Raw genomic sequence first — 13261 nt, forward strand, 5'->3', positions numbered from 1 at the left:
CCCCCTTGTCGGTTTCAAGACCGCGCCAAGCTACCAGGAGGCCTTACGAACTCCCGGGAGGAATCCGGCGTGTGCCTGCTCACGCAGCCGCACCCGCGAAATGCCGAACTTCCGCAGATGTCCGCGCGGCCGGCCGTCCACGCTGTCCCGGTTCCGCACCCGCGTCGCGCTCGCGTCGCGCGGCTGACGCCGCAACTCGGCCTGCGCGGCGGCCCGTTCGTCCCGGCTCGTGCCCGGGCGGCGGATGATCTCCTTCAACTCCGCCCGCCGCTCGGCATATCGCTCGACGACTTCCTTGCGCCGCTCATTGCGGGCGATCTTGCTCTTCTTTGCCATCAGACCTTCACCCCGCGGGCACGGATGCGGGCCACGGCGGCCTCGATCCCGATCGTGTCGATGGCCTTGATCGCGCGGGCGCTCAGGGTGAGCCGGACATGGCGGCCCTCGCTCGGCAGCCAGTAGCGCTTGCGCTGGATGTTGGGGTCGAAGCGGCGCGACGTGCGCCGGTGCGAGTGGGAGATGTTGTTGCCGAAGCCCGGCTGGGCGCCGGTCAGCTGGCAGTGGGCGGACACAGGTGATTCACCTCTCGTTGACGGGGGCCATGACGGAGTCCATTTGGTAATGGAAACCATTTCCATATACTAGCCCCATGGCCCGCAACGAACTCCGCCCCATCATCAAGCTCCGCTCCACCGCAGGCACCGGCTACACCTACGTGACCCGCAAGAACCGCCGAAACAACCCCGACCGCATGACGCTGCGCAAGTACGACCCGATGGTCGGCAAGCACGTCGACTTCCGAGAGGAGCGCTGAGCAGCGCGATGAAGCCCGGTATCCACCCCCCGTACGGCCCCGTCGTCTTCCGCGACAAGGTGGCCGATTTCGCCATCCTCACCCGGTCCACCGCCACCAGCGAGAAGACGGTCGAGTGGGAGGACGGCAACACCTACCCCGTCATCGACGTCGAGATCTCCTCCGCGAGCCACCCCTTCTATACGGGGACCGCGCGGGTGCTCGACACGGCCGGGCGAGTGGAGCGCTTCGAGCGGCGGTACGGAGGACGAGCGTGAGGCTCCCCGTCGCGCTCGTCGCCGGGCTGCACTCCGAAGCCCGCAAGGCCGCCGTGGACCGGCTGCTGGCCACGGTGCCCGGCAGCGTCGCGCTCCACCACGACCTGTCGACCGCCGCGCAGGGGACGGTCGTGCGGAGCGTCCGCGACGCGCACGGCGTGCAGAACACCGGCGAGACGCCGCTGGTCAACGACTGCGCCTGCTGTGCGCTGCGCGAGGACCTGGTGCCCGAGCTGGAACGGCTCGCGGACGGCGGCACGACCCGGCTCGCGATCGTCGAGCTGTGGGACTCGGTCGAACCGAAGGCGATGGCCGAGGTCGTCGCGGCACACGGCGGCGAATGTCTCGCCGTCACCTCGGTGATGACCGCTGTCGACCCGGCCCTGCTGCTGCCCTACCTCGGCAACGGCGACGACCTGATCGACGTGGGGCTCGCGGCCGCCACCAGCGACCGGCGCACGGTCGCCGACACCTGGGCGCGCCAGTTGGAGTACGCGCCCGTGCTCGCCGTCGTCGACAGCGAGGAGGCCGACGACGAGGACCGCGCGCTGCTCGCCCAACTGCACCCGACCGCCCGCCAAGTCGAGGTCGGCGGAGCCGAATTGGCCGCCGCCGCGTTGGCCGGCTTCGACGTGGAGGCGGCCGCGGCCGCCCAGCACCCGGCCTGTGCGCTGCTGCCGCAGGAGGCCGACGACTGCGGGGTCGGTACGTACGTCTGGCACCGCCGCCGCCCCTTCCACCCGGAGCGGCTCTACCAGGCGTTGGAGGACCTGACCTGCGCGGCCGCTCGCAGTCGTGGCCGCTTCTGGCTCGCGGACCGCCCGGACACCCTGCTGGCCTGGGACGCGGCGGGCGGTGCGCTCTGCGTGGAGAACGCGGGCCCCTGGCTCGCCTCGTTGCCGGACGCCGCCTGGGACCTGGTCCCGCCGGTCCGCCGGGCCGCGGCCGCGCTGGACTGGCACCCGGAGCACGGGGACTGCTGCCAGCACCTGGTCTTCACCTCACCGGGACTGGACCGCCACGGCCTGGAACAGCTCCTCGAATCCTGCCTGTTGACCGATGCCGAGTACGCCGCGGGCCGCGAGGCCTGGAAGCGGCTGCCGCCCGCCTTCGACTCCCTCCTGGAGGTCTGATGTCCCCTCGCCGCACCGACCCGCGCAAGCCCGTCAAGTCCCGCCCCAACCCGCTGGACCAGGCGAAGATCACGTACATCGACTACAAGGACACGGACCTGCTGCGGAAGTTCATTTCCGACCGCGGCAAGATCCGCAGCCGCCGGGTGACCCGGGTGAGCGCCCAGCAGCAGCGTCTGCTGGCCCGTGCGATCAAGAACGCCCGTGAGATGGCGCTGCTGCCGTACTCCTCCGGAAAGTGATGTGCAGGAGACTTCGCCCGGGCCCCCCGGATCACCTCAGGGTGCTCCGGGGGGTCTGGACTTTTACCTGGGCCATGGAGCCAGAACGGCGTGGCACACGTCTATTCCTTGGGCGCGAGAGATTCGATCACACGCTTGAGAAGCTGTAACCGAGGGAACACCCCTCGTGCACGTGCATCTGCCCGTGCAGTCGTTCATGCATTGGCATATGAAACACAGCTATGATCCGGGACAGTTGACACCTGCACCTTGTACCCCGGGAGCGTTTCTCGTGCACCACGCGTACAACGGCATGGCGGCCACGGAGCTTCACGGGGTCGTCTGGCAGAAGAGCAGACACAGCAACTCCCAGGGATCCTGCGTGGAGTTCGCCAAACTGCCGGGCGGAGACGTGGCGATGCGCAATTCACGACACCCCGACGGCCCCGCCCTGGTCTATACGCCCGCCGAGATTGAAGCGTTGCTGCTGGGCGTGAAGGACGGGGAGTTCGACCACCTCGTCTAGGCGTCCGGGTTCGTGGATGCCCTGGGCAAGGGGGCGTTGGTGGTTGCTGTCCGGTGGGTGGCTTCGCGAGCAAGCCGCCGGGCTGCTCGACCCCAGGCTTAGCCCAGCCGGAACATTGCCCAGACGACTTTGCCGTGCAGCGACCCGGCCAGCGGGTGCCAGCCCCAGCTGTCGCTGAAGGAGTCCACCAGAAACAGACCGCGGCCCGACTCGGCACCCCCGCTCGGGTCCGGAAAAGGGGCGTCCTCACCGTCGCCGGACGCCCCTGGACTGTCGTGGCTGGGATCGCGGACCGCGCATACCAGCCGGCTCGTCCAGCGCATCAAATGCAGCCGTACGGGCGGATCCTGGGACTCCCGGATCTCCCGCGGGGTGTCGGCGGGCAGCGCGTGCCGCAGTGCGTTGGTGACAAGTTCGGAAACGACCAGCGAGACATCGTCGAAACGGTCGTTGAGCTCCCACTGCCCGAGCGTCGCCTTGGTGAACTGCCGTGCTCCGCGCACCGCTTCATAGCGGGCGGGCAGGGCGCACGAGGCTGAGCTGGAAACCGCTGCGGGATCGATTGGGGGCAGCCCCTGCCGTAACGGCTCGAGCATGGTCGATCCATTCGGTCCCATGCGAGGCACTCCCAGGAATCGCGGCTGTGACGCTACAACACGAACGAGCACGCAGGTGCGCGAGGACCATGGTTCCCAATGCGTAGAGCAGATGCAAGGGCAGATGCACGTGCACGTGCCCGACCTGTCCGCCCCGGTGCCGGTTCCTACTCATTTCTTCCGCAGATCTCTTTCACCCCCTTCCCAAGGCCGTCTCATTTCCGTAATCGAATGAGTACGGGCTGAAGCGTTTTGGTGGCAGAATCCCGGTCTTGGGGTTCGGAGGCACTCCGCGAGACAGGCATCGACACACATCGGCACACACATCGACGTAGCGAGACCTAGCGATGGGGAGGGTTGGAGTCGTGACCGCAGGCGAGTCTTCCGGTTCCGTGGTGCGGCGCATCCTGTTGGGCTCCCAACTGAGGCGGCTGCGCGAGTCGCGCGGCATCACCCGCGAGGCGGCTGGTTACTCCATCCGCGCATCCGAATCCAAGATCAGCCGCATGGAGTTGGGACGGGTGAGCTTCAAGGCGAGGGACGTCGAGGATCTGCTGACGCTCTATGGAGTCGCCGACGAATCCGAGCGCGGATCTCTCCTCGGCCTCGCCAAGGAGGCCAATGTCGCCGGGTGGTGGCACAGCTTCGGCGACGTGCTGCCCGGCTGGTTCCAGACATATGTCGGCCTGGAGGGTGCCGCCTCGCTCATCCGAATCTACGAAGTGCAGTTCGTGCACGGCCTGCTGCAGACCGAGTCGTACGCGCACGCGGTCGTCACCCGCGGCATCCCCGATGCCCCGCGCGCCGAGATCGACCGCCGGGTCGCGCTCCGCCTCGAGCGCCAGAAGGTCCTCGTCTCCGAGCGCGCGCCCCGCTTCCACGCCATCCTCGACGAGGCAGCCCTGCGCCGCCCGTACGGCGACCGGGCGGTGATGCAGGGCCAGTTGAGGCATCTGATCGAGATCTCCGAGCAGTCGAACATCACCCTGCAGGTGATGCCCTTCAGCTTCGGCGGGCACGCGGGCGAGAGCGGCTCCTTCACCATGCTGCGCTTTCCCGAGTCGGACCTCTCCGACATCGTCTATCTGGAGCAGCTCACCAGCGCCCTCTACCTGGACAAGCGCGAGGAGGTCGCTCAGTACGAACGAGTGATGGAGCGTCTTCGGCAGGACAGCCCGGATCCGGCCGAGAGCCGGGATCTTCTCCGTGGTCTACTCCAACTCATCTGAAACACAAGTACGATGACGTGAAGTCAGGCATCTGCTTCTGCAGTAAGGAATCGGATCACATGTCCTTCTTCACCGAGCTGGCCCACCAGTACATCGATGGCGAGTGGAGGCAGGGAAGCGGCTCCTGGGACATCATCGATTTCAACCCGTACGACGGGGAGAAGCTGGCCTCGATCCCGGTCGCCACCGCCGCGGAGGTGGACCAGGCCTACCGTGCCGCGGAGCGCGCGCAGGAAGCCTGGGCTGCGACCAATCCGTACGCCCGCAGGCTGGTCTTCGAGCGCGCCCTGCGGATCATCGAGGACCGCGAGCAGGAGATCACCGAGACGATCATCGCGGAGCTGGGCGGCACGCATCTCAAGGCGGCCTTCGAACTGCACCTCGCCAAGGAGTTCCTGCGCGAGGCGGTGCAGCTCTCCCTGCGGCCCGAGGGCCGGATCCTCCCCTCGCCGGTCGACGGCAAGGAGAACCGTGTCTATCGCCTGCCGGTCGGCGTCGTGGGCGTCATCAGCCCCTTCAACTTCCCCTTCCTGCTGTCGATCAAGTCGGTGGCCCCGGCGCTGGCGCTGGGCAACGCGGTGGTCCTCAAGCCGCACCAGAACACCCCGATCTGCGGCGGGTCCCTGGTGGCCAAGGTCTTCGAGGACGCCGGCCTGCCCGCCGGACTGCTGAACGTCGTCATCACCGACATAGCCGAGATAGGCGACGCGCTGCTGGAGCACCCGGTGCCGAAGGCCATCTCCTTCACCGGCTCCGACAAGGTGGGCAAGCATGTCGCCACCGTCTGCGCGGCCAACTTCAAGCGCGCCATTCTCGAACTGGGCGGCAACAGCGCGCTGATCGTGCTGGAGGACGCGGACATCGACTACGCGGTGGATGCGGCGGTCTTCAGCCGTTACGTGCACCAGGGCCAGGTCTGCATGGCCGCCAACCGCGTCCTGGTGGACCGGAGCGTGGAGAAGGAGTTCACCGAGAAGTTCGTCGCCAAGGTCAAGACCTTGAAGGTCGGCGACCCGGCGGACCCGCAGACCCACATCGGCCCGCTCATCAACTCCTCGCAGGCCGACGCGGTCACGACACTGGTCGACCAGACCGTCGAGGCCGGCGCGACCGCGCTGCTGCACGGGACGTCCGAGGGCAATCTCGTGGGCCCGTCGGTGCTGACCGGTCTCGAGGCCGACTCGCCGGTCCTGCAGCAGGAGATCTTCGGCCCGGTGGCGCTGATCGTGCCGTTCGACGGGGAGGACGAGGCGGTCAGGATCGCCAATGACACTCCGTACGGACTGAGCGGCGCGGTGCACACCGGTGACATCGAGCGGGGTGTACGGATCGCCCAGCGGATCAACACCGGAATGATCCACATCAACGACAGCACCGTCCACGACGAGCCGATCGTCCCCTTCGGAGGCGAGAAGCACTCCGGCAGCGGGCGGCTGAACGGCGAGTCGATGATCGAGGCGTTCACCACGCAGAAGTGGATCTCGGTGCAGCACGGCCGCTCGCAGTTCCCCTTCTGAGATCTCCGCGGCCTGAGATCTCGGCGATCTGATATCTCCGCGACTCCGGACCCTTGCGGACAGAGGCTGACCGCAAGGGTCCGTAGCTTGGCTGTTGTCAGGACGGCACAGCCAAGCTCGGAAGGGCGGACATCATGGTCACTCACGTTCCCGCAGAAGCTCACGGCGACGAGCGTGGCGCGCTCCTCTCCTTCGTCGAGGCGCAGCGCGGCGCGATCCGCCGCTCGGTTCTCGGACTGACCGAGGAGCAGGCGGCGAGCCGCCCGAGCGCCAGCGAGCTCTCGCTGTCCGGACTGCTCAAGCATGTCGCGGAGACGGAGCTGAACTGGCTGCGGATGGCGCAGCAGAAGCCGAACGAGAAGGCGCGCAACGAGGAGACCTGGGGCGACAGCTTCCGGCTGGTCGGCGAGGAGACGATTCCCGGGATGCTGGCCTTCTGGGACTCGGTCGCCAAGGAGACCGACGAGTTCATCCACTCCGTGCCCAGCCTGGACGACACCTTCCCGCTGCCCGACGCGCCCTGGTTCCCCAAGGACGGCGCGGTGTCGATGCGTTGGCTGATGCTGCATCTGGTGGAGGAGATCGGCCGGCACGCGGGCCACGCGGACATCATCCGCGAGTCGCTGGACGGCAAGGGTTCGTTCGAGCTGGTGGCGCTGGAGAGCGGTCGGAGCTGGGGCGAGTAGCGGGCCGGGCAGACGCCCTCTCGCCGGGCCGGTCCGTGTACCTCCGTGCCTCTCCGCGTACCCTAGTCAAAGTTGAATAGGAAGGGTACGCGGATGTCAGCGATCCGGCTGCTGGTCCTTGGAGCCGTACGCCAGCACGGGCGGGCGCACGGCTACCAGGTCCGCAACGATCTGGAGTACTGGGGCGCTCACGAGTGGTCCAACGCCAAGCCCGGCTCGATCTACCACGCGCTGAAGCAGATGGCGAAGCAAGGTCTGCTGCACGCCCATGAGATCGCGCCGTCGACGGCCGGCGGTCCGCCGCGCACTGAGTACGAGATCACCGAGAAGGGCACCGAGGAGTTCTTCAGACTGCTCCGGGAGTCCCTGACGGTCTACGACCAGAAGCTGGACGTCCTCTCGGCCGCGATCGGCTTCATCGTCGAACTGAAGCGGGACGAGGCCGTGGCGCTGCTGAAGGAGCGGGTGCGCGGCCTGGAGGAGTGGCGCGCCGCGGTGACGGAGTACTACACCCCCGAGGAAGGTCCCCAGTCGCTCGGGCACATCGGCGAGATCATGAATCTGTGGGTCGGCTCCGCGGACTCCGGAGCCGAGTGGACGCGGGGCCTGATCCGGCGGATCGAGGAGGGGGCGTACACCTTCTCGGGGGAGGGCGATCCCTTTGTGGGGGTGCTCGCCGAGGGCGAGGAGAACCCGTATGCAACGGGCGTGCCGCATGAGGGAGATCAGGGCTAATCAAGTTTGACCAATCGCGGATTTGGGGATACCTTGCGGCGGTAGTCAAGTTTGATTACTGGCTTTGAGGGTGCTTGAGGTGCTGGAGGAGACGCATGACGGACGCGATCGTCGTCGAGGGCGCGCGAAAGCGGTACGGGGAGAAACGGGCTCTGGACGGACTGGATCTGGCGGTGGCCCGCGGCACGGTGCACGGGGTGCTCGGGCCCAACGGCGCGGGCAAGACCACCGCCGTACGCATCATGGCGACGCTGCTGCGGCACGAAGAGGGCGTGGTGCGGGTGGCAGGCCACGATGTGCGGACCGAGGCGGTCGAAGTGCGGCGACGGATCGGGCTGCTCGGGCAGCACGCGGCGGTCGACGAAAGGCTCGGCGGCCGGCAGAACCTGCAGATGTTCGGGCGGCTGTATCACCTGGGCGCTCGGCGGGCGGGCACACGGGCGGACGAGCTCCTGGAGCGGTTCGGGCTCGCGGACGTGGGCCGAAAGGCGGTCAAGCAGTACAGCGGCGGGATGCGCAGGCGGCTCGACCTGGCGGCGTCGCTGATCACCGAGCCGGAGGTGCTGTTCCTGGACGAGCCGACGACCGGGCTCGACCCGCGCGGGCGGGCCGAGGTGTGGAGCGCGGTGCGCTCACTGGTCGGCGGGGGCACAACCGTACTGCTGACCACGCAGTATCTGGAGGAGGCCGATCAGCTGGCCGACCGGATCTCGGTGATCGACGCCGGGCGGGTGATCGCGGACGGTACGGCCGACCAGCTGAAGGCCAAGCTCGGCGGCGACCGGATCGACATCGTCCTGCACGACGCGGGACAACTGGCGCGCGCTGCCTCGCTGTTGCCGGGCGAGGCAACCGTGGATGAGGACCGGAGACTGGTCAGCGCGCCGGTGAACGACCGGATGGCGGCCCTGACCGAGGCCGTGCGCGCCCTGGAGACGGCCGGCATCGAGGCGGAGGACATAGCCGTCCGACGCCCCACGCTCGACGAGGTGTTCCTGCACCTCACTCAGGAGGTGTCCGCATGACCGTATGGGCTCTCACCGACTCCTGGACCATGACCCGGCGCGAACTCGCCCACTGGGCGCGGCAGCCGGTGCAGGTCGTCGTCGGCCTGGTCTTCCCGGTGATGCTGCTGCTGATGTTCGGCTATCTGGTCGGCGGCGGACGGGGCGTCGAAGGGGCGTACGTCGGCTTCCTGGTCCCCGGCATGCTCGCGCTGACCATGGCGTTCGGCCTGGATTCGACGATGCTGGCCGTCACCCAGGACCTGGGCAAGGGGGTCATCGACCGGTTCCGCTCCATGCCGATGGCGAGCTCCGCGGTGCTGGTCGGGCGGAGCGTGGCGGACATGCTCCAGTCGGCGCTCAGCCTGCTCGTGATGATCGGCGTGGGGTACGCGATCGGCTGGCGCTGGCACGGCGGGTTCGGGTCGTTCCTGGGGGCGGTGGGGCTGCTGCTTCTGCTGCGGTTCGCGATGCTGTGGATCGGGATCCATCTGGCGATGGTCGCGGGCAAGCCGGAGATGGTGCAGGCCGTGCAGATCCTGGTGTGGCCGATCGGCTTCCTCTCCAACGCCTTCGCGACGCCGGAGTCGATGCCGGGCTGGCTGGGCGCGGCCGTCGAGTGGAACCCGATGTCGGCGACGGCCACGGCGGTACGGGACCTGTCCGGCATCCCGGGCGTGGCTGAAGGCTCCTGGGCGGCAGAGCATGCCCAGCTGATGGCGTCGGTGTGGCCGGTGGCGCTGGTGGCGGTGTTCTTCCCGCTGGCGGTGCGGCGGTTCCGGCGGCTCAGTCACTGAGTGCGGGGCGGGGCGGCCGTCAGTGGTGGAAGGCGGTCGCCGCCGCCGTGTCCTTGCTCAACGGGTAGGGCTGGCGGCGCAGTTCGGGCAGCAGCCGGTTCAGATCGTCCATCAGCAGCTCCGCGAGATCGGAGGAGAAGCCGTTGCGGCAGACCACGCGGAGTACGGAGAGATCCTCTCGGTTGGCCGGGAAGGTGTACGCGGGCACCAGCCAGCCGTGCTCGCGCAGCCGCCGCGAGACGTCGAAGACGTCGAAGTTCTGCACGCCTGGCGCGGTGGTGACGGCGAACACGGGCAACTCGTCGCCGCGGGTGAGGAGTTGGAAGTCGCCCAGGGCCTCGAACCGGTCGGCGAGCCCGCGGGCGACGTCCCGGGCGGTCTGCTGGACGGCCTGGTAGCCCTCCCGGCCCAGCCGCAGAAACGTGTAGTACTGCGCGACGACCTGGGCGCCCGGGCGCGAGAAGTTCAGGGCGAAGGTCGGCATGTCGCCGCCCAGATAGTTGACCCGGAAGACCAGTTCATCGGGCAGTTCGGCGTCCGAGCGCCACAGCGCCCAGCCGACGCCGGGATAGACCAGGCCGTATTTGTGCCCGGAGGTGTTGATCGAGGAGACCCGCGGCAGCCGGAAGTCCCAGACGAGGTCCTCGTCGATGAAGGGCGCGACCATCGCGCCGGACGCCCCGTCGACATGGACGGGGATGTCCAGGCCGGTGCGCTCCTGGAGGGCGTCCAGGGCTGCGCAGACCTCGGCGACCGGTTCGTAGGACCCGTCGAAGGTCGAGCCGAGCACGGCCACTACGCCGATGGTGTTCTCGTCGCAGAGCTCGGCCGCCGCCTGCGGATCGAGATGGAAGCGGTCGCCCTCCATGGGCACAAGCCGCGCCTCGACCTCCCAGAACGTACAGAACTTGTCCCAGCAGACCTGGACGTTGACGCCCATCACGATGTTCGGGCGGGCGGTCGCGGGATAGCGGTCGGCGTTGCGCTTCGCCCAGCGGCGCTTGAGCGCCAGGCCGGCGAGCATGCAGGCCTCGCTGGAGCCGGTGGTCGAGCAGCCGACCGCGTCGGCCGGGTCCGGGGCGTTCCAGAGGTCGGCGAGCATGGCCACGCAGCGCCGCTCCAGCTCGGCGGTGCGCGGGTACTCGTCCTTGTCGATCATGTTCTTGTCCTGGCACTCCGACATCAGCACCCCAGCCTGTGGCTCCATCCAGGTGGTGACGAAGGTGGCGAGGTTGAGCCGGGAGTTGCCGTCGAGCATCAGCTCGTCATGGACCAGGCGGTACGCCGTCGAGGGCGGCAGCGGGCCGTCGGGGAGTCGATGGGTGGGCGGGGCGGAGGTCATTCCGCTGACCGGGTCGGCCGCGCCGTAGAAAGGGTTGAGGGCGAGCATGCGCGCCTCCCGCTCCTCCTCGGCCGCACCGCTGCCCGCGCCCTGGTGGAGTGGCATCGTCCGCACCGCCTTCCTTGCTCCCGGCTGTAGGCGTTCGGGTCTCAGGCTCATACGGGCTTGCACCTCACGCAACGTGAGGCAGCAGTCTGAGACACGTAACGAGAAACGAAGGAGCGGAAAGCGATGAGCTACTTGGTGGGACAGGTCGCGTCATTTGCCGGAGTGACGGTGCGCACGCTGCACCACTACGACGAGATCGGACTGCTCTCGCCGAGCGGCCGCAGCCACGCGGGCCACCGGCGTTACGACGACGCCGACCTCGACCGGCTGCAGCAGATCCTGTTCTACCGGGAGCTCGGCTTTCCGCTCGACGAGGTCGCGGCACTTCTCGACGACCCGGACGCGGACCCGCAGGAGCACCTGCGCAGGCAGCACGAGCTGCTGACGGTCCGGATCGAGAACCTGCAGAAGATGGCCGAGGCCGTCGAACACGCCATGGAGGCACGGAAGATGGGCATCAAGCTCACGCCCGAGGAGAAGTTCGAGGTCTTCGGGGAGTACGACCCGGACCGGTTCGACGAGGAGTCGCGCCGGCGCTGGGGCGACACGGAGCCGTACCGGGAGTCACGGCGCCGGGTCGCCACCTACACCAAGGAGGACTGGCTGCGGATCAAGGCCGAGGGCGCCGGGAACACCAGCGCCTTCGTCGCCCTCATGGACGCCGGAGTGGCCCCGGACTCGGATTCGGCGATGGACCTGGCCGAGCAGCACCGGCAGCAGATCAGCCGGAACTTCTACGACTGCACGTACGAGATCCACACCGGGCTCGCCGAGATGTACGTCGCGGACGAGCGCTTCAGCTCCACGTTCGAGCAGATCAAGCCCGGTCTGGCGGGCTATCTGCGCGACGCGATCCTCGCGAACGCGGTGCGGGGCAGCTGATCACGTCCGGGCGCGGGCGCGTGACTGCGGCGGCGGCGGGTCCGGTCCGGGGTGAGGGCCTGCGGGCGGCGGGTCCGCTCCGGGCCGGACTTGCGCGGCCCCGGCGCGGACTCGCGTCCGGCTCAGCTCCGGGCCACGACCACCGCCGTGCCGTACGCGCAGACCTCCGTGCCCACGTCCGCCGCCTCCGACACGTCGAAGCGGAACATCAGTACGGCGTTGGCCCCACGCGAGCGCGCCTGCTCGACCAGGCGCTCCATCGCCTGGTTGCGGGTCTCGACCAGGGTCTTGGTCAGCCCCTTCAGCTCGCCGCCGATCATCGACTTGAGGCCCGCACCGATCTGGCTGCCCAGATGCCGTGAGCGCACGGTGAGTCCGAAGACCTCTCCGATGACCTCCTGCACCTGAAATCCGGCCACGTCGTTCGTGGTGACGACCAGTACGTCGGACTGCGGGCCCTGTCCGCCGCCGTAATCCTCGATGCCCATCTGCGTCCACCTTCCGTACGGCTCCCATAAAGCTCTCTGAGGCTTGTGACGCACAGCTTTGTCCCAGTCCGAGCACAGTGCATCCTGGGCGGGCCGATGGAACGTGGAACGGCTGCGATGCGTTGATAGCTTTGGTCTGCCGACCGCGCCGAATATCGACGGCCGAATCGACGATCGACCGACTATCGACTCAGGAGCCCGGACCTCGTGACTACCCTTGCGCTCGGACCGAGCTGGCTGGACCCGGACTATCTGATCTCGACCTTCGGTCTGATCGGGGTCCTGGTCATCGTCTTCGCCGAATCCGGCCTGCTCATCGGCTTCTTCCTGCCGGGTGACTCGCTGCTGTTCACCACCGGCCTGCTGGTGACCACCGGAGCGCTGGACGGAGTCCCGCTGTGGGCGGTGTGCGTCCTGATCGTCCTCGCCGCCGTCATCGGCGACCAGGTCGGCTATCTCTTCGGCCGCAAGGTCGGCCCGTCGCTCTTCAAGCGCCCCGACTCCAGGCTCTTCAAGCAGGAGAACGTCGAGAAGGCGCACGAGTTCTTCGAGAAGTACGGCCCCAAGTCGCTGGTGCTCGCCCGCTTTGTCCCCATCGTGCGTACGTTCACGCCGATCATCGCCGGTGTGAGCCGGATGAACTACCGCTCGTTCATCACCTTCAACATCATCGGCGGCACCCTGTGGGGTGCGGGCGTCACCCTGCTCGGCGCCGCGCTCGGCAAGGTCGAGTTCGTCCACAAGAACATCGAAGCGATCCTGATCCTCATCGTGCTGATCTCGGTGGTGCCGATCGCGATCGAGTTCCTGCGGGCCCGTTCCCGGGGCAAGAAGGAAGCCGCCGCGGCAGGACCGGCCGACGAGGTGCCGCCGTCCCAGCGCGGCCGCCACGCCAAGCGCTGAATCTGCCCGTCTGTACCTGCGAG

At 68.1% G+C, this 13261-nt stretch carries 18 protein-coding genes; 13 read left to right on the top strand and 5 right to left on the bottom strand.

All coding sequences use genetic code 11. The features are described 5' to 3' along the window. Positions 1–30: 30 nt before the first annotated feature. The gene (rpsN, locus tag ACH492_RS35695) at positions 31–336 is read right to left on the bottom strand and encodes a 30S ribosomal protein S14 (protein ID WP_398992918.1); all 306 of its coding nucleotides are present in this window, start codon (positions 334–336) and stop codon (positions 31–33) included. Then, on the bottom strand, positions 336–572 hold the full coding sequence (gene rpmB / locus ACH492_RS35700; RefSeq protein ID WP_307661927.1) for a 50S ribosomal protein L28: 237 nt from the start codon (positions 570–572) through the stop codon (positions 336–338). Before rpmB ends, rpsN begins: the two co-directional genes overlap by 1 nt. Positions 573–649: 77 nt before the next feature. On the opposite strand from rpmB, the gene rpmG reads away from it, so the two are divergent. From rpmG to ACH492_RS35725, 5 genes are all read left to right on the top strand, one after another. Next, the gene (rpmG, locus tag ACH492_RS35705) at positions 650–814 is read left to right on the top strand and encodes a 50S ribosomal protein L33 (RefSeq protein WP_389189082.1); all 165 of its coding nucleotides are present in this window, start codon (positions 650–652) and stop codon (positions 812–814) included. An 8-nt stretch (positions 815–822) separates the two neighbouring features. Beyond that, a complete protein-coding gene (locus ACH492_RS35710) occupies positions 823–1071 on the top strand; it encodes a type B 50S ribosomal protein L31 (protein WP_215097335.1) in 249 nt (82 codons plus the stop codon). After that, a complete protein-coding gene (locus ACH492_RS35715) occupies positions 1068–2204 on the top strand; it encodes a CobW family GTP-binding protein (RefSeq protein ID WP_398992921.1) in 1137 nt (378 codons plus the stop codon). Before ACH492_RS35710 ends, ACH492_RS35715 begins: the two co-directional genes overlap by 4 nt. Next, positions 2204–2446, top strand: a complete 243-nt coding sequence (rpsR, locus tag ACH492_RS35720) for a 30S ribosomal protein S18 (RefSeq protein WP_398992923.1) — start codon at positions 2204–2206, stop codon at positions 2444–2446. Before ACH492_RS35715 ends, rpsR begins: the two co-directional genes overlap by 1 nt. 271 nt (positions 2447–2717) lie before the next feature. Next, complete coding sequence (locus ACH492_RS35725; RefSeq protein ID WP_307661922.1) at positions 2718–2951, top strand: DUF397 domain-containing protein; 234 nt, start codon at positions 2718–2720, stop codon at positions 2949–2951. A 98-nt stretch (positions 2952–3049) separates the two neighbouring features. On the opposite strand, the gene ACH492_RS35730 is transcribed toward ACH492_RS35725, so the two are convergent. Then, positions 3050–3568, bottom strand: coding sequence for an ATP-binding protein (locus ACH492_RS35730; protein ID WP_398992925.1), 519 nt, complete (start codon positions 3566–3568; stop codon positions 3050–3052). A gap of 344 nt (positions 3569–3912) precedes the next feature. Between ACH492_RS35730 and ACH492_RS35735 the strand changes: the two genes are divergently transcribed. From ACH492_RS35735 to ACH492_RS35760, 6 genes are all read left to right on the top strand, one after another. Next, on the top strand, positions 3913–4776 hold the full coding sequence (locus ACH492_RS35735) for a helix-turn-helix domain-containing protein (protein ID WP_398992927.1): 864 nt from the start codon (positions 3913–3915) through the stop codon (positions 4774–4776). 59 nt (positions 4777–4835) lie between these two features. Further along, the gene (locus ACH492_RS35740) at positions 4836–6293 is read left to right on the top strand and encodes an aldehyde dehydrogenase family protein (RefSeq protein ID WP_398992929.1); all 1458 of its coding nucleotides are present in this window, start codon (positions 4836–4838) and stop codon (positions 6291–6293) included. Positions 6294–6427: 134 nt separating this feature from the next. Next, a complete protein-coding gene (locus ACH492_RS35745) occupies positions 6428–6979 on the top strand; it encodes a DinB family protein (protein ID WP_398992931.1) in 552 nt (183 codons plus the stop codon). Positions 6980–7072: 93 nt separating this feature from the next. Beyond that, the gene (locus ACH492_RS35750; protein WP_398992933.1) at positions 7073–7714 is read left to right on the top strand and encodes a PadR family transcriptional regulator; all 642 of its coding nucleotides are present in this window, start codon (positions 7073–7075) and stop codon (positions 7712–7714) included. A gap of 95 nt (positions 7715–7809) precedes the next feature. Beyond that, complete coding sequence (locus ACH492_RS35755; protein ID WP_398992935.1) at positions 7810–8739, top strand: ATP-binding cassette domain-containing protein; 930 nt, start codon at positions 7810–7812, stop codon at positions 8737–8739. Further along, positions 8736–9515 carry an ABC transporter permease gene (locus tag ACH492_RS35760; RefSeq protein WP_398992936.1) on the top strand — a complete coding sequence of 260 codons (780 nt, stop codon included), beginning with the start codon at positions 8736–8738 and terminating at the stop codon, positions 9513–9515. The genes ACH492_RS35755 and ACH492_RS35760 overlap by 4 nt, the downstream gene beginning before the upstream one ends. A 19-nt stretch (positions 9516–9534) precedes the next feature. Here the strand turns inward: ACH492_RS35760 and ACH492_RS35765 are convergent, their stop codons facing one another. Continuing rightward, entirely contained in the window at positions 9535–10962 is a 1428-nt protein-coding gene (locus ACH492_RS35765; protein WP_398992938.1) for a glutamate decarboxylase, read from the bottom strand. Positions 10963–11088: 126 nt separating this feature from the next. Between ACH492_RS35765 and ACH492_RS35770 the strand changes: the two genes are divergently transcribed. Continuing rightward, a complete protein-coding gene (locus ACH492_RS35770; RefSeq protein WP_398992940.1) occupies positions 11089–11847 on the top strand; it encodes a MerR family transcriptional regulator in 759 nt (252 codons plus the stop codon). A gap of 122 nt (positions 11848–11969) precedes the next feature. Here the strand turns inward: ACH492_RS35770 and ACH492_RS35775 are convergent, their stop codons facing one another. Further along, positions 11970–12335 (bottom strand): YbjQ family protein, encoded by a 366-nt coding sequence (locus ACH492_RS35775; protein ID WP_307661912.1) that lies wholly within the window; start codon positions 12333–12335, stop codon positions 11970–11972. 207 nt (positions 12336–12542) lie between these two features. Between ACH492_RS35775 and ACH492_RS35780 the strand changes: the two genes are divergently transcribed. Continuing rightward, entirely contained in the window at positions 12543–13238 is a 696-nt protein-coding gene (locus ACH492_RS35780; RefSeq protein ID WP_398992942.1) for a DedA family protein, read from the top strand. The last annotated feature ends 23 nt before the right edge of the window (positions 13239–13261 follow it).

Origin of the sequence: Streptomyces sp. NPDC019443 (assembly GCF_044389785.1) — a bacterium.
Taxonomy (GTDB): domain Bacteria; phylum Actinomycetota; class Actinomycetes; order Streptomycetales; family Streptomycetaceae; genus Streptomyces.